Origin of the sequence: Mesorhizobium sp. LCM 4577 (genome assembly GCF_001854795.2) — a bacterium.
GTDB lineage: Bacteria > Pseudomonadota > Alphaproteobacteria > Rhizobiales > Rhizobiaceae > Mesorhizobium > Mesorhizobium plurifarium.
Window position 1 is genome coordinate 168644 of the sequence record NZ_MDDU01000002.1, and the last position, 22066, is coordinate 190709.

Annotated in this window: 22 protein-coding genes; 18 read left to right on the forward strand and 4 right to left on the reverse strand. The window is 65.6% G+C overall.

What is annotated here, in order from left to right:
- The first annotated feature begins 3 nt into the window (after positions 1–3).
- The 14 genes from LCM4577_RS05345 to LCM4577_RS05410 all read left to right on the forward strand — a co-directional run bounded on the left by LCM4577_RS05345 (position 4) and on the right by LCM4577_RS05410 (position 13482).
- A complete protein-coding gene (locus tag LCM4577_RS05345; protein WP_071070070.1) occupies positions 4–633 on the forward strand; it encodes a hypothetical protein in 630 nt (209 codons plus the stop codon).
- Positions 630–2024 carry a MotB family protein gene (locus LCM4577_RS05350; RefSeq protein WP_071070071.1) on the forward strand — a complete coding sequence of 465 codons (1395 nt, stop codon included), beginning with the start codon at positions 630–632 and terminating at the stop codon, positions 2022–2024. Before LCM4577_RS05345 ends, LCM4577_RS05350 begins: the two co-directional genes overlap by 4 nt.
- Positions 2021–3451 (forward strand): chemotaxis protein MotC, encoded by a 1431-nt coding sequence (locus tag LCM4577_RS05355; protein ID WP_071070073.1) that lies wholly within the window; start codon positions 2021–2023, stop codon positions 3449–3451. The genes LCM4577_RS05350 and LCM4577_RS05355 overlap by 4 nt, the downstream gene beginning before the upstream one ends.
- Complete coding sequence (locus tag LCM4577_RS05360; RefSeq protein ID WP_071070075.1) at positions 3448–4803, forward strand: flagellar hook-length control protein FliK; 1356 nt, start codon at positions 3448–3450, stop codon at positions 4801–4803. Before LCM4577_RS05355 ends, LCM4577_RS05360 begins: the two co-directional genes overlap by 4 nt.
- Complete coding sequence (locus tag LCM4577_RS05365) at positions 4733–5323, forward strand: transglycosylase SLT domain-containing protein (RefSeq protein ID WP_083354641.1); 591 nt, start codon at positions 4733–4735, stop codon at positions 5321–5323. Before LCM4577_RS05360 ends, LCM4577_RS05365 begins: the two co-directional genes overlap by 71 nt.
- A gap of 222 nt (positions 5324–5545) precedes the next feature.
- The gene (locus tag LCM4577_RS05370) at positions 5546–6214 is read left to right on the forward strand and encodes a response regulator transcription factor (protein WP_040989981.1); all 669 of its coding nucleotides are present in this window, start codon (positions 5546–5548) and stop codon (positions 6212–6214) included.
- 91 nt (positions 6215–6305) lie between these two features.
- On the forward strand, positions 6306–7562 hold the full coding sequence (locus tag LCM4577_RS05375; RefSeq protein WP_071070077.1) for a flagellar hook protein FlgE: 1257 nt from the start codon (positions 6306–6308) through the stop codon (positions 7560–7562).
- Between the two features lie 29 nt (positions 7563–7591).
- Positions 7592–9046, forward strand: a complete 1455-nt coding sequence (gene flgK / locus LCM4577_RS05380; RefSeq protein ID WP_071070079.1) for a flagellar hook-associated protein FlgK — start codon at positions 7592–7594, stop codon at positions 9044–9046.
- A gap of 3 nt (positions 9047–9049) precedes the next feature.
- Entirely contained in the window at positions 9050–10099 is a 1050-nt protein-coding gene (locus LCM4577_RS05385) for a flagellar hook-associated family protein (protein ID WP_040989987.1), read from the forward strand.
- Positions 10100–10130: 31 nt separating this feature from the next.
- A complete protein-coding gene (gene flaF, locus LCM4577_RS05390) occupies positions 10131–10478 on the forward strand; it encodes a flagellar biosynthesis regulator FlaF (protein WP_040989989.1) in 348 nt (115 codons plus the stop codon).
- Positions 10475–10912, forward strand: a complete 438-nt coding sequence (gene flbT / locus LCM4577_RS05395; protein ID WP_071070081.1) for a flagellar biosynthesis repressor FlbT — start codon at positions 10475–10477, stop codon at positions 10910–10912. The genes flaF and flbT overlap by 4 nt, the downstream gene beginning before the upstream one ends.
- A gap of 1 nt (position 10913) precedes the next feature.
- Entirely contained in the window at positions 10914–11321 is a 408-nt protein-coding gene (flgD, locus tag LCM4577_RS05400) for a flagellar hook assembly protein FlgD (RefSeq protein ID WP_071070083.1), read from the forward strand.
- A gap of 23 nt (positions 11322–11344) precedes the next feature.
- Complete coding sequence (gene fliQ, locus LCM4577_RS05405; RefSeq protein ID WP_040989996.1) at positions 11345–11611, forward strand: flagellar biosynthesis protein FliQ; 267 nt, start codon at positions 11345–11347, stop codon at positions 11609–11611.
- A 227-nt stretch (positions 11612–11838) separates the two neighbouring features.
- Complete coding sequence (locus LCM4577_RS05410; protein WP_071070085.1) at positions 11839–13482, forward strand: MFS transporter; 1644 nt, start codon at positions 11839–11841, stop codon at positions 13480–13482.
- 12 nt (positions 13483–13494) lie between these two features.
- Here LCM4577_RS05410 and LCM4577_RS05415 read toward each other — a convergent pair whose 3' ends face one another.
- From LCM4577_RS05415 to LCM4577_RS05430, 4 genes are all read right to left on the reverse strand, one after another.
- Positions 13495–14880, reverse strand: a complete 1386-nt coding sequence (locus LCM4577_RS05415; RefSeq protein ID WP_071070087.1) for an FAD-binding oxidoreductase — start codon at positions 14878–14880, stop codon at positions 13495–13497.
- A 48-nt stretch (positions 14881–14928) separates the two neighbouring features.
- Positions 14929–16710, reverse strand: a complete 1782-nt coding sequence (locus LCM4577_RS05420) for a chloride channel protein (protein WP_071070089.1) — start codon at positions 16708–16710, stop codon at positions 14929–14931.
- A 158-nt stretch (positions 16711–16868) separates the two neighbouring features.
- Positions 16869–17378, reverse strand: coding sequence for a cupin domain-containing protein (locus LCM4577_RS05425; protein ID WP_071070090.1), 510 nt, complete (start codon positions 17376–17378; stop codon positions 16869–16871).
- Positions 17379–17392: 14 nt separating this feature from the next.
- The gene (locus LCM4577_RS05430) at positions 17393–18121 is read right to left on the reverse strand and encodes an NAD(P)-dependent oxidoreductase (RefSeq protein ID WP_071070092.1); all 729 of its coding nucleotides are present in this window, start codon (positions 18119–18121) and stop codon (positions 17393–17395) included.
- Positions 18122–18183: 62 nt separating this feature from the next.
- Between LCM4577_RS05430 and LCM4577_RS05435 the strand changes: the two genes are divergently transcribed.
- The 4 genes from LCM4577_RS05435 to LCM4577_RS05450 all read left to right on the forward strand — a co-directional run bounded on the left by LCM4577_RS05435 (position 18184) and on the right by LCM4577_RS05450 (position 21978).
- Positions 18184–18657 (forward strand): MarR family winged helix-turn-helix transcriptional regulator, encoded by a 474-nt coding sequence (locus LCM4577_RS05435; RefSeq protein ID WP_052468314.1) that lies wholly within the window; start codon positions 18184–18186, stop codon positions 18655–18657.
- 95 nt (positions 18658–18752) lie between these two features.
- A complete protein-coding gene (flhA, locus tag LCM4577_RS05440) occupies positions 18753–20840 on the forward strand; it encodes a flagellar biosynthesis protein FlhA (RefSeq protein WP_040990011.1) in 2088 nt (695 codons plus the stop codon).
- The gene (gene fliR, locus LCM4577_RS05445) at positions 20837–21589 is read left to right on the forward strand and encodes a flagellar biosynthetic protein FliR (RefSeq protein ID WP_071070094.1); all 753 of its coding nucleotides are present in this window, start codon (positions 20837–20839) and stop codon (positions 21587–21589) included. Before flhA ends, fliR begins: the two co-directional genes overlap by 4 nt.
- Before the next feature lie 2 nt (positions 21590–21591).
- Positions 21592–21978: a hypothetical protein gene (locus LCM4577_RS05450; protein ID WP_071032972.1), complete on the forward strand. Its 387-nt coding sequence runs from the start codon at positions 21592–21594 to the stop codon at positions 21976–21978.
- Positions 21979–22066: the final 88 nt, after the last annotated feature.

Below are 22066 nucleotides of genomic sequence, written 5' to 3' on the forward strand. Positions count from 1 at the left end.
GCCATGGCCTCGGCAGCCCTCTTCGATCTCCTGCCCGATTTCGGGTCGCGGACCTCGGCAGCCAGCCAGGTGCCGAAAGATCACGGTGACGTCCAACACATGCCGGCCGCGCCGGCGCCGCAGGCCGATATCGGCGCGCTGATCGCAGAGGCGGTTGCCGACGCGGAGGCAGCGCTCGAGGCGCGCCTTGCGCTCTCCCACCAGGCTGCGCTCGACGCCGAGCGTCAGGCCAGTGACGATGCGGCCAAAGCTTTCCTGGAAAGCTTCGGCGGCGATCTTGGCGCCGCGGTCGCCACGCGGATCGAAGCCATGGAGCGGCGCGTTGCCGAGCTTGCCGGCGCGACCGTCGCCCGCATCGTCGGCGGCCTTCTCAGCGACGACCTTCAGCGACGTTCGCTGCAGGCGCTTTCGCACGCCATCGTCACTGCGGTCGCCGACAGCGAGGCCGTGCGTATCGGTGTCCAAGGACCACTCTCGCTGTTCGAGCCGCTGAAGGCGTCGCTCGGGTCCCGCGCCGCCAATCTCGACTTCACCGAAGCGCCGGGCTTCGACCTGACGGTCACCATTGACGAAACGGTGTTCGAGACGCGTATCGCCGAGTGGTCGGCGTCCTTGTCGGAGGTCTTGTCATGAGCACCGTCGGCCATGCCGACCCCCGGCACGAGATCATCATCGTCAAGCGCAATCACGACGGTCACGACGACGATCACCATGGTGGCGTGTGGAAGATCGCTTTCGCCGACTTCATGACGGCAATGATGTGCTTCTTCCTCGTCATGTGGCTGATCAACGCCGCCAACGAGCAGACCAAGGCAGYCGTCGCCAGCTATTTCAATCCGGTCGAGCTGATCGACCGCAACTCCAGCCGCAAGGGCCTGGAAGATTTGGGCGACGGCCCGAGCAAGGTCGGGCTGACAGCGGACAACCCGCAGCAGGGCGCGACCAAGGCGGGCGATGACGGCAAGGGCGGCGCCGGCTCCTCCGAACGCCGGCAGACGAAGGACGGGGCGCAGGATGCCCAGCTCTCCGATGAGAAGCTGTTTGCCGATCCCTACGCCGTGCTGGCCGAGATCGCCGCCGATACGGGCGTGATGCAGAATGTCAGCGCCAAGGGCGAAGGCGGCGCCCAGACGTCCGGTCCGGCGACCGGCGCGTCCGGCGGCGAATCCTATCGCGATCCATTCGCGCCGGATTTCTGGTCGCAGCAGGTGGCGGCGCCCGGCGCCGAGGCCACCGCCGAGCGCGCCAGGATCGACGGGGATCCGGCCAAGCCCGGCGAGAAAGTCGCCACCGTCGCTGTGCCGAAGGTGAAGGCCGTTCCGGCTGCACCTCCGCTCACGGCCGCRCCGCTCGAGCCGCTGGCAACCCCGGAAAAAGCCGCGCAGGGCGAGTCCGGGAAGCCATCGAGTGAAGGCAGCAAGGCCGAGAGGGCGCAGGGCGGGAAAGCCGAAACCGACAAGCGCGAGGCTGCGGCCGGCGACGCTAAAGCCGAGGCGGCAGAGGCGGAAAAGACCGAACAAGAGCAGGCCGCCGACAAGGGCGGCAAGACGCCGAGCAAAGCCGCCCTCCAGGAAGCGGCGGACATCAAGAAGGAACTCGCCAAGGCATTCCTGCCCGGCGAAAAGCTCGCCGACGGCGTCTCCGTCGAGGCCACCGACAAGGGTGTCGTCATTTCGATCACCGACCAGCTCGATTTCGGCATGTTCGAGATCGGCTCGGCCATGYCGCGCCGTGAGCTGGTGCTGGCGATGGAAAAGATCGGCCACATCGTCAACCAGAAGAAGGGCACCATCACCATCAGCGGCCACACCGACGCGCGGCCGTTCCGAAGCGACACCTACGACAACTGGCGGCTGTCCACCGCGCGCGCCCATTCGGCCTACTACATGCTGGTGCGCGGCGGCGTCGACGAAAGCCGCATCACCGAGGTCGCGGGCTTCGCCGACCGGCAGCCCAAGATCGCCTCCGATCCGATGGCGGCCGCGAACCGGCGCATCGAAATCCTGCTGACGGCCGGCGGATGAAGGGCGGGAGCGTCATCGGCGGCGCGATAGCGCTGTTATTGCTCGCGGCAGGATCGCCATCGGCGGCCTCCGCGCAGGAGGCGTTGCAGCCCTATCAGCTGGTGCGCTCGCTGCAGCTGATCCAGGACCGCATTGCCGGCGGCGATCATGCCGCGCTGCCGATGCAGGCAAAGCTCCTCGAAATGATCGACGCCCGGATGCGCGATGCCAATGCCGGGGATTTCAAGGAGCCGAAGAATTTCCGCGCCTTGCTGGTCTACGGCATGAGCGGCGGCAATCCGGTGACGGTCGCGGCGGCGGCTTCGCGCGCGATGACCGATCCGCAAAGCCTCGCCATCGCCAAGGGCGTCGTCGCCTATCTGAACGGCCGGCCGGCCGAGGCCATCGAAACGCTGAAGCCGATCGATCCGATGAGCGTGCCCGCCGACATCGGCGCCTTCCTGGCGCTGGTCAAGGGCTCGCTGCTTGCGGCCGATGACCCGGCGACAGCGCTTAGGCTGCTCGACGAGGCGCGCCTGCTCAGCCCCGGCACGCTCGTCGAGGAGGCTGCGCTTCGCCGCTCCGTCGGCATCGCGGCCGCGCAGGGCGATGCTGCCCGCTTCGCGCTGGCCTCGACCCAGTATGTCGCGTCCTACCTCTATTCGCCCTACGCCAGCCAGTTCGCCGATGCCTTCGTTTCCGGCATCATCGCGCTGCACATGGCGATCAGCCAGGACAAGATCGCCGACATCACCTCGATGATGGACCCCGAGCGCGAGAAGGTGATCTATCTGCGTATCGCGCGCCACGCCGCGATCGACGGCATGACGGAGCTGTCGGCTTTCGCCTCGGCCAAGGCAGAGCTGGGCCGCAACGGCAACGGCAACCAGGATGACCCGCGCACCCAGCTCTATTCGGGCCTTTCCACCATGACATCGGCCAGTGTCGATGAAGTCCGTGCCAAGCTCGGCAAGATCGATCGGGGCAAGCTTTCGCAAAGCGACCGCGACCTGCTCGACGCCGCGCAGGCTGTCGCAGGCGAAGTCGTGGCGCCGGTGAAAGCGGCCGTGAAAGCCGACGCCGCACCGGCAACCGCCGCAAAAGGCGAGGACGCGAAATCCGCGGCTGAGGCCTCGGCCGATCCGGCCAATGCGGACTTGCCTCCGGTTGAAGGGGCGATGCCCGACCAGCCGGCGGTCGCGTCAAGCGATCCGGTGGTCGCGGCGAGCGATCCGGCGAAAGACGCGTCCGCGGTTTCGCCGCCCCCCGCCCCGCAGCCGGCTGAGACGCCGGCGGCAGCTCCCGCACCGACTGGCGCCGCGCCGGTTGTGCAGGCATCCGCGCCGGTGGCGACGACCGATGCGCAAGACCCGATCGACGCGGCGGTGACCAGCACGCGCCGTCAGCTCGACCAGATCGACCAACTCCTCGGAGCAGCTCCCAAATGACCAGCGTCAACCAGACCCTGCCGGGCTTTGCTTCGAGTCAGCCTCGGCAGCACGCAGCCGGCGGCAAGGACAAGGATCAGAATTTCGGCGAGATGGTGAACGGGGCGGAAAAATCAGATCGGCCGCAGAGCAGACATGCCGCCGGACCGGTAACGCCGGACGCACATCTCGCAGAGCGCTCATCTGCCACTGGCAAAGAGGAGCCGGACCAGGACCCCGGGGGGAAAACCGCCCCGTCGAAAGCGACCACGGGAAAGGCCACGAAGAACAGTGCCGGAGACGCAAAGCCGGGGGCGGACAATGATAGCACAGCACAAACCAGCGATTCCGCGCCGCTGCAGGATCGCCTGCCATTGCTGATGGCGCTGAGCGACATGAAGCATTTCGCGCAGTCGTCGGGCGCGGGCGACAAAGGTTGCACCGACGGTGACGATGGCGCCGGCGGACACGGATCACTGCAATTGCCGCTGCGCCCGGGCAAGCGCGCGGCGGTCGACGGTTCCGGCGAGCCGCAGTCGCGATCCACCCGTTCGACGTCGGCTGAAGACCACGGGCCTGACTTCGGGCAGAAGCCGCTCAAGGCGGACGGGGCTCTCGACATGCCGGGCCGCAGCGATGCCAAGATCATGCCGGCGCAAGGCAACGAACCGCAGGCGGACGGCCTGGTGCCGCCACAAGGCTGGCGGCCGGCCTCTGCCGCCAAGACCGCGCAACAATCGCAGTCGGCCACGCAGCAGACACCGGGCAAGCCGTCTTCTTCCGCCGCACGCATGGAAGTCGTCAGCCAGCAGAGCTTCCCGGCGCCGGCGCAAAACCCGATCGGCCAGACGGCATCGGCGCTGGTTGAAACGCTTGCCTCCGACAAGGGCGTTCAGCAGGCCTTCGCAACCGCCTCGGCAGGCTCGCAGACGACCAATTCTGTTGCCGTTCCGACACATGTGCTCAAGATCGAGCTCCATCCTTCGGAGCTCGGATCGGTCACCGCCAGCCTGCGGCTGTCGGGCGAGCAACTTTCGATTGAGATGAAGCCGCAGACACACGAGGCATATCACCGTCTCACCGCCGACAGCGACGCTATCGTCAAGTCCATGCGCAGCCTCGGCTTCGATGTCGACAAGGTTACGATCCTGCAACCTTCGATAGCAGCGCATGCGGCCAGCCGCGTTGACGCAAGCAGCGCCATGCCGATGTCGACAGGCCGCGACCAGCCTTCGTTCCAGCCCGGGAACTCGGGCGGCAACAGCGCGGGCGGCGACCGGCAACCGGGAAGGAACGATGGCAATGGCGCACAAGAATTCAGTCGTGCCGCTTCGCCTCTTCGCGAGCGCGCTGACGACGATATGTATATCTAGTTTCGCCGTCAGCGCGGCCAGCGCCGCGGCCAATCCCTGCGAGCCGGAGATCCTGCGCGCCGCCGACCGCTACGGCGTGCCCGCCGGCATCCTTTACGCGGTCGGCCTGACGGAGACCGGAAAGAAGGGCAGCCTGCAGCCTAATGCTTTGAATATAGAGGGAAAAGCCATCTTTCCCCACAGCCGCGGCGAAGCGCTCGCCACATTCGAGAATGCACGGCGCGAGGGCAAGACGCTGATCGATCTCGGCTGCATGCAGATCAACCATCGCTATCACGGCGCCCAGTTCCGCAGCGTCGAGGACATGCTCGACCCGCATCAGAATGTCGACTACGCGRCGCGCTTCCTGGTGAGCCTGCATGCTAGGCACATGACTTGGTCGATGGCCGTCGCCCGCTATCATGCCGGCCCCGACAACGACCCGGCGCAGAAGGTCTATGTCTGCCGTGTCATCGCCAACATGGTCGCCACCGGCTTCGGCAAATGGACATCGAACGCCAGCGCCTTCTGCAATCAATAGTTGCCACTCTTCGAACACCGATCGACCGTCGCCGGCATGCTAACCGGCGCCAATATCGTCAGCCGACAGTTCGGCGCGAATACACTTGCACAACCGGCTTTATTACGGCCTCCAAAAAACTCCCAAGAAAATAGCTACAAGAAATGATGGTTTTCCAGGATTCGCCGAGCCGGGTACCCCTTTCCGCACGGGGCAAGTGAATTTGATTCGGAGGGCGGGCCGATGATCGTGATCGTTGACGAGCGAGAGCTCGTGACAGAGGGCTACTCTTCACTTTTCGATCGCGAGGGAGTAGCCACGGCCGGCTTCGCGCCAGGCGAATTCGGCGAGTGGGTGAGTTCCGCCGCCGACACCGATCTCAGATCCGTCAGGGCCTTTCTCATCGGCGACTGCCGCGACGGCGCGATATCGCCGCGCCAGATCCGCGACCGCACCGGCGCGCCGGTGATCGCGCTCAGCGAACAGCACTCGCTCGAACATACGTTGCGGCTGTTCGAAAGCGGCGTCGACGATGTCGTCCGCAAGCCGGTCCATATCCGCGAGATCCTCGCCCGCATCACCGCCATCCGCCGCCGCGGCTCCGAAGAGGCCGCGTACACCGAAGTCGGCTCGATGCGCATCTTCATGGACGGCCGCGATCCGGAGATCGACGGCGAGCCGCTGCCGCTGCCGCGGCGCGAGCGGCGCATCCTGGAATACCTGGCCAGCAACCGCGGCCGGCGCGTGACCAAGACGCAGGTCTTCAACGCCATCTATGGCATCTTCGACGAAGAGGTCGAGGAGAACGTGGTGGAGAGCCACATCTCGAAGCTGCGCAAGAAGCTGCGTGAGAAGCTCGGCCACGATCCAATCGATTCCAAGAGGTTCCTCGGCTATCGGCTGGTGTTCTGATGGCCGCCCAAGGCCCATCCCGCGCCAGCCTCGCGCAAGACACGAGGCATAGTTTCATGGCCTCCTACCCAGGCACTGCGGAGATCCATCGATGAGCCTCTACGGAATGATGCGGACCGGCGTTTCCGGTATGAACGCGCAGGCCAACCGCTTGTCCGCGGTGGCTGACAACATCGCCAACTCCGACACCACCGGCTACAAGCGCTCTTCGGCCGAGTTCTCGTCCCKGATCATGCCCGGCACCGGCGGCGCCTATAATTCCGGCGGCGTGACGACGACGATCCGCTCGGCCGTCAGCACGCAGGGCGTCATGACCTACACCACCTCGGTGTCCGACCTTGCCGTCAACGGCGACGGCTTCTTCGTCGTGCAGGACGCCAGCGGCACACCCTACCTCACCCGCGCCGGCTCCTTCGTACCGGACGCGCAGGGCCGGCTGGTCAATGCCGCGGGCTACCAGCTCATGGCCTACAGCTACGCCAATGGCGAGCCGGCAGCGACCGCCAACGGCTTCGAAGGCCTCGTGCCGGTACAGATCTCCGACCAGGAAATGACGGCGACGCCGAGCACGGAAGGCGTCTTCAGCGGCAACCTGCCGGCAGGCGCCACTCCCGTCGCGGCCGGCAGCCTGCCCTCGACCAACAGCGCTTCGGCCCAGTACACGTCGAAAACGTCGCTGGTCGCCTATGACGATCTCGGCAACAAGAAGCTGCTCGACGTCTATTTCACCAACACCGGCGCCGGCACCTGGCAAGTCTCGGTCTTCGACCAGTCGAAGGCGACTCCCGGCACTTCCTTCCCCTATACCGGCGGCGCGCTGGCATCGACGAACCTCACCTTCGACACCACCACGGGCAAGCTCACCGGCGCAACCGACAGCATCTCCTTCACCGTGCCGGGCGGCTCGACGCTGAACCTCGATCTCTCCAAGGTGACCCAGCTCGGCACCGGCTTCACCGTCGCCGACGCCAAGGTCAACGGCAACGCGCCGAGCTCCATCCAGAAGGTCCAGATCGGCCAGGACGGCGTCATCTACGCGCAGTTCGCGGACGGGTCGACCAAGGCGCTGTACAAAATCCCGCTGGCCGACGTTCAGAGCCCCGACAACCTCACCGCAATGCCCGGCAACGTCTATGTGCAGAGCCCCGACTCCGGCGCCGTGCGCATCGGCTTTGCCAATGAAGGCAAGCTCGGCTCCATCGTCTCCGGAGCGCTCGAAAATTCCAACGTCRATATCGCCGAGGAGCTGACCAACATGATTGCGGYGCAGCGCAGCTACACCGCCAATTCCAAGGTCTTCCAGACCGGTTCGGACCTGATGGACGTCCTCGTCAACCTGAAGAGATAAACGACGGGCGCCGCCCGTGAAAGATCAGCATGTCGCTTTCCTCCGCACTAAGCATTGCCCAGTCGGCGCTCCTGGCCACGTCCAAGCAAACCAGCGTCGTATCGCGCAATGTGGCCGATGCGTCGAACCCGGACTACACCCGCCGCATCGCCGTGGTGACCAGCACGGCGCCCGGCGCCAGGGCGGTGGAAATCCAGCGCGCCGCCAATGATCTTCTGTTCCGGCAGAACCTCTCGGCGCTGTCGGCATGGAGCGGCCAGAGCGCGCTTTACGACGGCATGGATCAGCTCGATCTGTCGGTCAACGGGGTCGACAATGCGTCGTCCCCCTCCACCGCGATCGCCAACCTGCAGAAAGCTCTGCAGCTCTACGCCACCACGCCGTCGAACCAGAACCTGGGCACCAGCGTCGTCGACTCCGCCAAGCAAGTGGTGAATTCGCTGAACAGCGGCACCCAGGCGATCCAGGATTTCCGCACCCAGGCGGACAGCCAGATCGCCACTGCCGTCGACGATCTCAACTCGCTGCTCAGCCAGTTCCAGGACGCCAACAAAGCGGTCATCTCGGGCACGCGTTCCGGCACCGACGTCTCTGACGCGCTCGACCAGCGCGACGCTCTCCTGAAGAAGATATCGGAGTATGTTCCCGTCTCGACCTTCACGCGCGGCGACAACGACATGGTCATCACCACCAAGGACGGCACAACGCTGTTCGAGACCGTGCCGCGCTCGGTGACCTTCACGCCGTCGTCCGGCTATTCGGCCGGCACGGCCGGCAACACCGTCTATATCGACAACGTGCCGGTCTCGGCGGGCACCGGCGACAACTCCACCGCCGACGGCAAGCTTGCGGGCCTTCTGAAGCTGCGCGACGGCGTCGCCTCGACCATGCAGAGCCAGCTCGACGAAATCGCGCGCGGCCTCGTCACTGCATTTGCCGAAACCGCGCCATCGCAGCCCAATGCGACCGGCCTGTTCACATGGTCGGGTGCGCCGGCGATTCCGGCTGCCGGCACGCTGGTCGACGGCCTCGCCGGCACGATCAGCGTCAACGCCGCCTTCGATCCGAGCGCCGGCGGCAACCCCGCGCTGTTGCGCGACGGCGGCGCCAACGGCGTGGCCTATGTCGCCAACGGCGGCGGCGGCGCATCCTATGCGGACCTTCTGATCGGCTACTCCAGCAAGCTTGATCAGCCGATGACCTTCGACAGCTCGGCCGGCATCACCGTCAGCTCCGGCGTCTCCGACTATGCGGCCAATGCCATCGGCTGGTTCGAAGGCGTGCGCCAGCAGGCCTCGGCCAATGCCGACAGCAAGCAGGCGCTTGCGGCGCGCACGGCCGAGGCGCTGTCCAACGACACCGGGGTCAATGTCGACCAGGAGATGTCCCTGCTCCTCGACCTCGAGCACACCTATCAGGCCTCGGCGCATATGATGAAGACGGTAAGCGATATGCTGGACGCTCTGATGAGCGCGGTGGGATAATTCATGAAAGCGACAGGCGTTTCCTCTGCTGCCATTTCCAACGCGCTGCGTTACCAGCAGGCGAAGATGCAGGCCGACCTCGTCAAGGCGACGAAGGAATCGCAGACCGGCACGGTCGCCGATGTCGGCCTGGCGCTTGGCGCCCGCACGACCCAGGCCGTCACCTTCCAGCGCGATCTCGACCGGCTGAACGGCATCGTCGATTCCAACGCGCTCGTCTCGGCGCGCCTGACATCGACCCAGGATTCGCTCGGCCAGATCGCCGATACCGCCCAGAGCTTCCTGTCGGCGCTGACCAGCGGCGTCTCGGGCGACTCCTCGACCAGCATCCTGCAGACCGCCGGCGCCTCGGCGCTGCAGCAGATGACGGGCATCCTCAACACCAGCGTCAACGGCGAATATCTGTTTGCCGGCACCAACACCGACGTCAAGCCGATCGACGATTTCAACGCCGCCGGCTCGCCGGCCAAGGCCGCCTTCGACGCCGCCTTTTCGAGCTATTTCGGCTTTGCCCAGACCGACCCGGCGGCGGCCAACATCACCGCCGCGCAGATGGACAACTTCATCACCACACAGGTCGAGCCGCAATTCCTGGGCGCCGGCTGGCAAGCCAACTGGTCGAGCGCCACCGACGACCAGATCACCAGCCGCATCTCGCTCAACGAGACCACCCAGACTTCGGTCAGCGCCAATGAGCAGGGCATCCGCAAGCTTGCCATGGCGTCCGCCATGGTAAGCAGCCTGCTCACCGGCAATATCAGCGAGGCCGCCCAGAACGCCGTCGTCGGCCGCGCCCAGACGCTGGTCGGCGAAGCCATCGGCGGCATTACCCAGATACGGGCCGAGACTGGCATTGCCCAGCAACGCGTGTCCGATGCCAGCGACCGCATGAAAACCCAGGTCGACCTCTTCGAGAAGCATATCGTCGATCTCGAGGGCGTCGATCCGTCGGAGGCCGCGACTCGCGTCGCCGACCTGACGCAGCACATCGAGACGTCCTTCGCCTTGACCGCGCGTTTGCAGCAGCTCAGCCTGCTCAACTATCTGACTTGAACACCTAAACCGGAACGCCAGAGCGCCGACGATGTATCAATTCTCCTACGCCGACATCCAGACCGACTCCGTCGCCGATGCCAAGGACCGGGAGCGACAGTTGCTCACCCGATCGATCGACATGCTGGCAGCGGCAGCCGCCGTCGGCACCGAATCGATGGAAGCGGTCGAAGCGCTGCATTTCACCAACCGCATCTGGACCACCTTCGTCGAGGATCTCGGCTCCAGCGACAACGCGCTCCCCAAGGAACTGCGCGCCAACCTGATCTCGATCGGCCTGTGGCTGCTGCGCGAGACGGAAGACATCCGCCAGGGCCGCACCAACAATTTCGAAGGATTGATCGAGGTCTCCCAGATCATCCGAGACGGCATCCAATGACCAACACGCTGAAGATCTCGCTGAAGCCCAACGAGAAGATCTACATCAACGGCGCTGTCATCCGCGTCGACCGCAAGGTCACCATCGAGCTGATGAACGACGTGCAGTTCCTGCTCGAAAGCCACGTCATCCAGGCCGACCAGGCCTCGACGCCGCTCAGGCAGCTTTATTTCATCGTGCAGATCATGCTGATCAACCCGGCAGGCGCCGCGGAGGCGCGCGACATGTTCCGCCGCTCGCTGCCGATGCTGATCGCGAGCTTCGACAACCAGGACATCTGCAACAGCCTGAAGCAGATCGACCGCATGGTCGGCGAGGACGATATCTATGAGGCGCTGAAAGCGATCCGCGCGCTCTATCCGCTCGAGCGCAAGGCGCTCGAGGACAATGACGACATTCCCGAAACGCCCCGCGCACTGGCTGTAGGAGCATAAGATGGCCGTCGACATGACGACAACGATCCCGGTTGGCGCCAACCAGGCCAGCCAGCAGACCTCTAAGACGGCGGTGGACTACCAGTCGTTCCTGAAGCTTCTGATCGCCGAGATGAAGAACCAGGATCCAASCAAGCCGATGGATTCGACGCAATATGTTGCCCAGCTCGCCACCTTCTCCCAGGTCGAGCAGTCGGTGCAGACCAACACCAAGCTCGACCAGATCATGCAGTCCTCGGCCTTGTCGCAGGCCGACGCGCTGATCGGCCGCTCGATCACCTCGGYCGACGGCAAGACCACCGGCACGGTGGCTTCGGTGACGCTTTCCAGCAGCGGCCTGATCGCGGTGCTGCAGGACGGCACCCAGGTCCCGGTCGGCGCGGGCGTGTCGATCAAGCCGGCCGCCTAACCGGTTTCGCGCAGGGCCAGCCGATGAATGAGGCCGATGCCCTCGATATCGTCCAGTACGCGGTGTGGACGGTTCTCACCGCTTCCGCCCCCGTTGTGCTTGTGGCGATGGTGGTCGGCATCGGCATCGCGCTCATCCAGGCGCTGACCCAGATCCAGGAAATCACGCTGACCTTCGTGCCGAAGATCGTCGCCATCATGCTGGTGGTAGCGCTGACCGGGCCGTTCATCGGCAGCCAGATCTCGGCCTTCACCAACGTCATCTTCGAGCGTATCGAACACGGCTTCTGACGCGAAGCAGACAAGCGCTTGCGCTTGCATGAGCAGCGAGACGATAGGCTGGGCCGAGGCTGAAGGCGCGAAAATCGCGAAATTTTGATCCAGACCGGCAAGAAGCTTGGTCTAAAGCTTCGCCGACGCATTTTCGCTTTTGCCGTCCTATTGTTGGGTCGCACTCTTTGGCGAGTCGCCCGCCTCTTCAGGCGCGGCGAGCCTGAATAGCGGACGAAGGCGCAACCATGATCGACGACGAGCCGGAAAGCGAACGCGTCTCCGCGCTGGCGCCGTTCCGGCATGGCATCTTCCGCGCCGTCTGGTCGGCCAGCCTGGTGTCGAATTTCGGCGGCCTGATCCAGGGCGTCGGCGCCGCCTGGATGATGACCACGATCGCCACCTCGCCCTATCAGGTGGCGCTGGTCCAGGCTTCGACCACCTTGCCGATCATGCTGTTCGCGCTCGTCGCCGGCGCCATCGCCGACAGCTTCAACCGCCGCAAGGTGATGCTGGTGGCGCAGACCTTCATGCTGGTCGTCTCGGCGCTGCTCACCTTGTTCACCTGGCAAGGCTGGATGACGCCCTGGACGCTGCTTGCCTTCACCTTCCTGATCGACAGCGGCACGGCGCTGAACAGCCCGTCATGGCAGGCCTCGGTCGGCGACATGGTGCCGCGCGCCAAGGTGCCGGCGGCGGTGGCGCTCAACTCGCTGGGCTTCAACATCACCCGCAGCGTCGGCCCGGCCATCGGCGGCATCATCGTCGCCGCAGCCGGCGCGGCCGCAGCCTTTGCCGCCAACGCCATCAGCTATATCGGCCTGATCCTCGTGCTCGCCCGCTGGAGGCCGGCGCTGCCCGAGCAAACCTTGCCGCGCGAGTCGCTCGGTGCCGCGATGGGCGCCGGCCTGCGCTATGTCGCCATGTCGCCCAACATCGCCAAGGTGCTGGTCCGCGGCTCGGCGTTCGGCTTCAGCGCCGGCGCGGTGCTGGCGCTTCTTCCCCTGGTGGCCCGCGACGTCGTCAAGGGCGATGCGCTGACCTATGGCATCATGCTCGGCGCCTTCGGCATTGGCGCGGTCGGCGGCGCACTGATCAGCGTGCGGCTCAGGCAGTTGCTGTCCAGCGAGGCGATGGTGCGCATGGCCTTTGCCGGCTTCGCGCTCTGCGCCCTCAACGCCGCCATCAGCCACAATGCCTGGCAGACATCCGCGGGCCTGCTCATCGGCGGCGCCTGCTGGGTGATCGCACTCTCGCATTTCAACGTGACGGTGCAGATGTCCACGCCGCGCTGGGTGGTCGGCCGCGTCCTGTCGATCTACCAGACGGCGACCTTCGGCGGCATCGCTCTGGGCAGTTGGATCTGGGGCGTCGTCGCCGACGCGCATGGCGCCGAGATTGCGCTGATCGCGGCGGCGATCGCCATGCTTGCCGGCGCAGCCATCGGTTTCTTCCTGCCGCTGCCGAAGCAGACGGTCCTCAACCTCGATCCGCTCAACCGCTTCAAGGAGCCGATGCTGTCGCTCGATCTCAAGCCGCGCAGCGGCCCGATCGCCATCATGATTGAGTACATCATCCGCGAAGAGGACGTGCCGGAGTTCCTGGCGACCATGGCCGAGCGCGGCCGCATCCGCCGCCGTGACGGCGCGCGCAACTGGACGCTCGCCCGCGATCTGGAGTATCCATCCGTATGGATCGAGCACTACCACACGCCGACCTGGGTCGAGTACATCCGCCACAACCGGCGCGCCACCCACGCCGACGCCTTGGTCGGCGAGCGCATCCGCGCGYTGCACAGCGGCGAGGAGCCGCCGCGCGTGCGCCGTATGATCGAGCGCCCCACCACCGCCGGCACGACGCTTGTATCGCCCAAGGGCCCGATCGATCACTGATCTTCTGGCCGATCAATGCCCTGTCATGGCGTCGGCAATGGCGGCAAGCTTCGAAGTGTGTGCAAGCCCAGCCGCCTCGCGCTGGTCGGCGATGCGGTAGAGCTGATACATCGAATGGACGCCCAACCAGCGGAACGGCTCCGGCYCCCAGCGCCGCACTTTGCGGTTGACCCAGGGCAGCCGAGTCAGCTCGGTGTTCTCGCCGAGCACCAGATCGGTCAGCGTGCGTCCGGAAAGATTGGAGCTCGACACGCCGAGCCCGACATAGCCGCCGGCCCAGCCGATGCGCGTCGCGGGATCGAGGCCGACCGTCGTGCACCAGTCGCGCGGCACGCCGAGCACGCCGCACCAGGCGTGATCGATGCGGCACCCCGCCGTCTGTGGCAGAAGCGTCGTCAGGATCGTGTGCAGCTGGTCGATCGTCGCCTGCTGCGTCTGGCCGTTGACGTCGGTGCGCGAGCCGTAGCGGTAGGGCACGCCGCGCCCGCCCATGGTGATGCGCCCCTCACGCGTGCGCTGGGCATAGCAATAGGCATGCGCGGCATTGCCAAGCAGCTCGTGCCCCTCCCAGCCGATCCTGCGCCAGAGTTCTTCCGACAGCGGCTCGGTGACGATCTGCGCGCTGTTGAGCGCCAGCCATGTCCGCTCCTCGCCAGGGATGCCGGCCGTGAACCCTTCCGTCGCCCGGATGATGGTTTCGGCCCGCACCGTGCCGCGGTCCGTGGTCACAAGGCCCTTGGCGATGGATGTCACGGTCGTCTTCTCGTGGATCGAAACGCCGAGACGCTCGACCGCCGCCGCCAGCCCTCGCACCAACTTGGCCGGCTGCACGCGCGCCTGGCCGTGGATGACGAAGCCGCCCATGACGTTGCGGATGTCGATGCGCGCCCGGGTCGCCTCGGCGTCGAGCAGCTCGATGCGTTCGGGATCGGCGTCCCAGGAGCGGATCGTCTCGCATTCCTCGCGCACGCGTTCCAGCTGCGCCGGATTGGTGGCGACCGTCAGATTGTCGACGCGGCGGATGTCGGCATCGATGCCCTCTTCCGTCGCCACCCGGATCACCTCGTCGACGCAGCCTGCCATCGCCTTCTGCATGGCGGTGACGCCTTGCCGGGTCGAGGTCTTGAGATATTTCTCGCGCGACCAGYCGAAGCCGCCCGACAGCCAGCCGCCATTGCGCCCCGACGCGCCGAAGCCCGCGAACTCGCGTTCAAGCAACACGATGCGCAGCGATGGTTTGGCCTTCTTCAGGTAGTAGGCGGTCCAAAGCCCGGTATAGCCGGCGCCGACGATCGCGACATCCGCCTCGATGTCGCCCGGCAAAGGCGGACGCGGCGCGGGGATATGCCCCAGATCCGCGTACCAGAACGAGATATCGCCGTTGCGCTTGACTTGCATGGGGTGGCTTCCAAGAATGACGTCTTATTGGCCGGGCTGTCGTTCGGGTCAACCTTCGCCCGACAGGTCGCGGCGCGCCTTGTCGAGCTCTTCGGCGTAACGGCGCATCAGATGGCTTTCGGTGAGCAGGCCGAGAACGATGCGCTCGTCGAAGTCCTCGACCACCGCCAGTTCTTCGGCCCCGGTGCGCTGGAAGGTCTCGGCCGCGGTCTGGACGTTCATAGAAGGCACCAGCACCGCGTCCTTGAATTGGGCCAGCGCGCTCACCGGCGTATCGCCGTCGGAGCGATCGCTGTGCAGTTCCGGCACCAGAAGCATGCCGACATATTGGTCGGCTTGCTCGACGGCGATGACGCGCTGTCCGGAGCCGAGCGGGACCTCCTTGCGGAATTCGGCGAGCGTGGTCGAGGCAGGGATGGTGCGGACATCCTTGCGCATCATCGAGCCGACGGTGAGGCTGCGCATCCAGCCGACGTCATGGGCGCTGCGGATCGTCTCGCCGCGCAGATGGAAGCGCCAGGTCGAGAAGGAGTAGCCGAAGGTCTCGCGCACCAGGATGGCCGACATGATCGAGGCCGCCAGCACGACGCCGGTGAGCGTCAGGTCGCGGGTCGATTCCAACGCCAGGAACGTCATGGTCAGCGGACCGCCGACGACGCCGACCGCAAGCGAGGTCATGCCGACGACGGCGGCGACCGCCGGATCGATGCCGGCCGACGGCGCGGTCATCGCCATGACGCCGGCGAAGACCTTGCCGAGCAGCGCTCCAAGGAACAGCGAGGCGAAGAACAAGCCGCCGCGGAAGCCGGAGCCGAGCGAGATGGCCGAGGCCGCCAGCTTCAGCACGAAGACGCTCGCCACCACCGGCAGCGCGTAGTTCATGGCGAACTCGCGGTGCAGCGCGCCGTGGCCKCTGGAGAGCACTTGCGGCGTGACCAGCCCGAGCAGGCCGACGAAGATGCCGCCGATGAAGGGCCTGACCGACGCGTCGACCGACAATCGCACGAAGACGCGCTCGATAATGCTCACCAGATGCATGATGGCGATCGAGGCCGCTCCGCCGAGCAGTCCCAGAAGCAGGAACGGCACATATTCGCTGGCGGTCAGATTCGGCAAACCCGACAATTCCAGCGGGAACGGCACGCCGCCGAACATTTCCGCCGTTAGCGAGGCGCAGATCGCTGCCGTCATCACCGGCGCCACGTTGGCGACGGAGTAGATGCCGATGACCAGTTCGAAACCGTAGAAGGCGCCGGTCAGCGGCGCGTCGAAGGCGGCGGCGATCGCGCCGGCAGCACCGCAGCCGACCAGGACGCGCACATCATTGCGGCGCAGGTGGAAGGCGCGGGCAAGCCGGGAAGCAATGCCGGAACCGATCTGCGTGTAGCCGGCTTCCAAGCCGACCGAGGCGCCGAAGCCGCTGGAGATCATCGTTTGCGCCACGATGATGAAGGTATCGGTGAGCGACATGCGCCCGCCATAGAGCGCGTTGGCCTCGATCGGGTCGACTGGCGTGCGGAACTTGCGCTTTCTGAGCCAGATGACGGAAAGGCCGAGCAGCAGGCCGCCGATCGCCGGGTACATCGCCTGCGTCGGATCGGCGAGCGAGAACATCGCCGAAAGCCGCCCGCCCGGCTGCACGTCGAACAGCAGCCAGTGCATGGCTTGCACCAGCCCGCTCATGCCGGTGACCAGCGCGCCCGCGATGGCGCCGACCATGCCGGCCATCAGCACGATCACGATGCCGCGCGCCTCGAGCACGGGGATCGAGCTGATCAGCACCGCGCGAAGCCGGCGAGCGTAGACTTGTGGGTCGTTTCTGGCAGGCAACGGAACGGCTCGCCGGTATGCGAAAGGAAAACAGCTGCCGTGCCTGATACGCGCGGCGGCTATGCGTGGCAACCGCAATGCCGACCGCTTGTRGCGCCATTTTGGCGTTGCGCGAATTAGCCTTAAACAAGACTTGTCGTACGACCGAGGAGATAGACTTAGTCAGGTACGGGAATGGTGAGAGGGCCGCAATCATCTTCCGCGACGAAGATCACCAGCAGCTCGGCCGGCTCGGTGGCGCTGGCGTTCTCGGCGAAAGAATGGATCGCGCCAGGCGGTTCGWACCAGGTCTGGCCCTGAGTGTAGGTCACCGCCGGACTGCCTTCCATCTGCGAGCGCAGCGCTCCCTTGATGWCGAAGGCCGTGACGGAGCCCGGATGACGGTGTCGCGGCGTGTAGGCATTGGGCGGGAATTCGACCAGCGCCGTGGTGATCGAATGCCCAGGAACATTCGGCAGTTTTTCGCAGGACAGCGGCTTCACCGTGGTGGTCGGACGCGCCGCCACCCCTTCCCCCGCATCGGCTCCCATCATGTGGATATGCGCGTCCATTCCACCTGCGGCGGTGATTGCCCTGTTGTTCTGGACAAGGGCCATGCCAAGCAACCCGGCAGCGATGGCGACGACGCCGAGCAGCGTAAGGCTGCGTGAAGAAACGTCTTCGATCATGACAGCAACTCCTTTCATCCGGCTAGGCGAAAGCCAGCATGCCAGCCTAGTTCGGCGACGGCCTTGTCGGTCGTGATCCGGCCGTTCGGCTCCGCGACATTGAACGCGCCCTGCGTTCCATGCTCGACGGCAAGCAGCGCCGCATAAGCGGCGGCGTCGACATGGACGGCCGGCTCCGCGGCGGTTTCCGTGCCGGTGCCTGGACCGTAGAGATGGCCGTAGCGCAGCACGATGCCGGTGATCGGCGAGGCGCCGAGCACATGTTTCTCCAGCGCGATGACGCCGCCGACGCTGACGGCGCGGCCGCCTTCCGCACCACTGTCCAGCGGATCCGTCTCGGCATGCGGCTCTGCGCCCGGCGCATAGACCCAGGCGATGCTCTGCGCGATCAGCCGCTTGGCCCCGGCAGCCTTCGCCGCTTCGACGAGGTTGCGGGTTCCTTCGTCACGGATGCGGGCGTTGCGGGTGGTTGCCTCAGCCATCTTAGACGGATCGAGCCCTGCCGGCAGGTCTGTGAGCTGATGAATGACGATCTCGGGCCTGGCTGCCACGACCGCCGCGCGCAGCGCGTTGGCATCGAACACGTCGACCACCACCGGATCGGCGCCGAGCGCGCGAAGGTCCTCGGCTCTTGCCGCCTGGCGCGTCGTCGCCGTCACCTGATGCCCGGCAGCCACCAGTTGCGGCACCAGCCGGCGGCCGATCGCGCCCGAGGCGCCCGCAAGAAAAATACGATAGCCCATCGTCTTTCGTCCCTTGATGCGGTAATATCAGAGCACGAACAACATATAAGAGTACTGATATCATGCGCAAGAGGAATCCCTCCATTCCGTCCGCCGGTGAAGGCAAGCGCGGCGAGCAAGGCTATCTGGGCTATCTGCTGCGACAGGCGGCTGGCGCCTATCGCCTGAAGGTGGAGCGGACGCTGGATGAATTCGGCGTGACGCAGGCGCAGTTCGCGGCCCTCACCATGATCTCGGCCTATCCCGGCCTGTCCAACGCCGACCTGGCCCGGCTGGCCGTGCTGACGCCGCAGACGGTGAGCGTGATCGTCGGCAATCTGGAAAAGGCCGGCTCCCTCGTCCGTCGGCCACACGCCGTCCACGGCCGCATCCAGCACCTCGACCTTTCGGACAGCGGCCGCGCCCTGCTGAAGAAGTGCCGGGAACGCGTCTACAAGCTCGAAGGCGAGCTGACCGCCGGCCTCTCCGCCGAGGAGGAACGCGCCGTGCGGCGCTGGCTGGTCGCCGTCGCGACGACGGACGCAGCAAAGGCCTGAAAACCCACTTCGCCACTCTCCCACCTTCGCGCAAGCTTGGAGGATTACGGTCGAGGGYCTGCCCTATGCGTGGCGGGTCTTGATTTGGGGACGACATGGCGATCAGCGAAACACTCCCGTCCGGCCTGGTGGCGAAGAACGGCCGCGACGTCTTTTTCGCGCTGGGCATCGTCGTCATCCTGGCGGTGCTGTTCCTGCCGATCCCGGCATTCCTCATCGATATCGGCCTCGCTTTCTCGATCGCGCTTTCGGTGCTGATCCTGATGGTGGCGCTGTGGATCCAGCGGCCGCTCGATTTCTCGTCCTTCCCGACAGTGCTGCTGATCGCAACCATGCTGCGGCTATCGCTCAACATCGCCACCACGCGCATGATCCTGTCGCATGGCAATGAGGGCACGCATGCCGCCGGCTATGTCATCTCCGGCTTCTCCAAGCTGGTGATGTCGAGCGACTTCGTCATCGGCCTCATCGTCTTCATGATCCTGATCGTGGTGAACTTCATCGTCATCACCAAGGGCGCCACCCGTATCGCCGAAGTCGGCGCGCGCTTCACCCTCGACGCCATCCCCGGCAAGCAGATGTCGATCGACGCCGACCTTTCCGCCGGCATGATCGACGAGAAGACGGCGCAGTTGCGTCGCCGCGAGCTGGAAGAGGAATCCTCCTTCTTCGGCTCGATGGACGGCGCCTCGAAATTCGTGCGCGGCGACGCCATCGCCGGCCTCATCATCACGGCCATCAACATCGTCGGCGGCATCGCCATCGGCTATCTGCGCCACGGCATGGGCCTTGGCCAGGCGGCCGACGTCTTCATCAAGCTGTCGGTCGGCGACGGCCTCGTCACCCAGATCCCGGCCCTCATCGTTTCGCTCGCCGCCGGCATGCTCGTCTCCAAGGGCGGCACGCGCGGCTCGGCCAACCAGGCGGTGTTCGGGCAGCTCGGCGCGCACCCGCGCGCGCTCTATGTCGCGGCCTCGCTGCTGGTCATCCTCGGCCTGATGCCCGGCCTGCCGCTGTTCCCCTTCTTCGCGCTCGCCGGCGGCATGGCCGGCCTCGGCTACATCATCCCGCTGCGCCAAAGCCGCGAGCGCGCTGCCGCCGAGGCCCTGAAGACGCAGGAGAAGGCCAACAAGGTCGAGGAGGAGAAGAACTCGGTCAAGGCCTCGCTGGTCACCGCGGAGATCGAGCTGCTGATCGGCAAGCAGCTTTCGACCAGGCTGATGGTGGCGCATCAGGAGCTGGTGTTCCGCATGTCGAAGATGCGCAAAAAATTCGCCCAGCAATACGGCTTCGTCGTGCCGGAGGTGCGCGTCGCCGACGACTTCGCCATTCCGCCGAAAAGCTACCAGATCAAGGTGCACGGCACGGTCGTCGCCGAATACCAGATGCGCGTCGGCGAGATCATGGTGCTGCTCGGCACGCGCGGCGTGCCGGAGATCCCCGGCGAGGAAATCCGCGAGCCGGCTTTCGGCATGCGCGCCTATTCGGTGCTCGAAACCTTCGCCGAGGATCTGAAGCGCGAGAACTTCACCTTCGCCGACAACATGTCGGTGCTGCTCACGCATCTCTCCGAGGTGATCCGCAACAATCTGCCGCAGCTCCTGTCCTACAAGGACATGAAGGCGCTCCTCGAACGGCTCGACCCCGAATACCGCAAGCTCGCCGACGAGATCTGCACCTCGCACATCTCCTACCCCGGCCTGCAGGCCGTGCTGAAGCTGCTGCTCGCCGAGCGCGTCTCGATCCGCAACCTGCATCTGATCATCGAGGCCATCGCCGAGATCGCGCCGCATGTGCGCCGCACAGAGCAGATCGTCGAGCATGTCCGCATCCGGATGGCGCAGCAGATCTGCGGCGACCTTTCCGAAGGCGGCATGCTCAAGGTGCTGCGCCTGGGCAACCGTTGGGACCTCGCCTTCCACCAGAGCCTCAAGCGCGACGCCAAAGGCGAGGTGCGCGAGTTCGACATCGATCCGCGCCAGCTCGAGGAATTCGGCCAGGACGCCACAAAGGCGATCCGCAAGCATCTCGAGGCCGGCGAGCGCTTCGTGCTCGTCACCGCGCCCGACGCGCGTCCCTATGTGCGCATGATCATCGAGCGGCTGTTCACGACGCTTCCCGTTCTCAGCCATGTCGAGATCGCCAAGGGCGTCGAGATCAAGGTGCTCGGAACGATCTCGTGAACGCGCTCTCGCAAGGCGTCGTCATCGCCRCCTTCCTCGCCTTCTGCCGCATCGGCGCCTGCTTCATGCTGATGCCGGGCCTGTCCAGCGCCCGTGTGCCGATCCAGATCCGGCTGTTCGTCTCGGTGGCCGCGACCGGCGGTCTGCTCGCCTTCCTGTGGGACCGCATCTACCCCTTCGTCGATCCGCGTCCGCAGGTGCTCGCGCCGATGATCGTCTCCGAGCTGCTGGTCGGCGGGCTGATCGGGGCCATGACCAGGCTCTACATGGAGGCGCTGCGCTTCATGGGCTCGGCCATTGCCATGCTGATCGGCTATGGCGGCTCGGGCGGCCCGGCGATCGAGGAGCCCGAGCCGCAGGCGGCGCTTGCCGCCATCATCTCGTTCTCGGCGCTGCTTCTGCTTTTCGTCTTCGATTTCGACCACGAGATCGTCAAGGCGCTCGTCGCCTCCTACCAGGTCGCCCCGGTCAACGTGTTCTTCAACCCGCAGGCGGCCCTCGTCGACGTCACCGACACCGTGTCGGACGCCTTCTTCCTGGTCATCCGGCTCGGCAGCCCGTTCGTCGCCTATGCCATCCTGGTCAATCTGACGATCGGCTTCGTCAACAAGCTGACGCCGCAAATCCCGGTCTATTTCATCTCGCTGCCCTTCGTCATCGCCGGCGGCATGATCATCTTCTATTTCGCCGTCGGCACGCTGCTGTCGCTGTTCGTCGACGGCTTCGTCGACCTCACGCTGGCGCGGTAGCCATGACCACGCGCAAAGACCGCCTGAAGAAGCTGGTCAAGGTCCAGGAGCAGTTGAAAGCGCTGCACGAGACCCGCCATGCAGGCTTCCTCGCCGCAGCCGTCAAGGCCGAAGCGGAGGCCAAGGAGTTGATCGAGCGCTTCGACACCGATAAATCGCTCGCCGGCCTCTTTCCCGCGCTCTACCACAAGCGCATCACCGACGCGCTCGGCCGGCAGCAACAGAACCTCGAAAATGCGCGCCAGGAAGCCGCGCTGATCGCCACCGCGACGGCGCGCACCAACATGATCGAGCGCGCCTACAAGGATGTTCGCCGCCGCGACGAGCGCGAGCGCTCCGACCGCGAGCGGCTCGACCTGATCACGCAAAAGCGAACTTCCGACGGCTAACCTTCGCAAGCCTGCCACAAGCTTGTTCAGTCATTGTGCGGATAACAAAACCGGCAAAAGGCGGACTTTCTTGGCCATTTCCCCACCC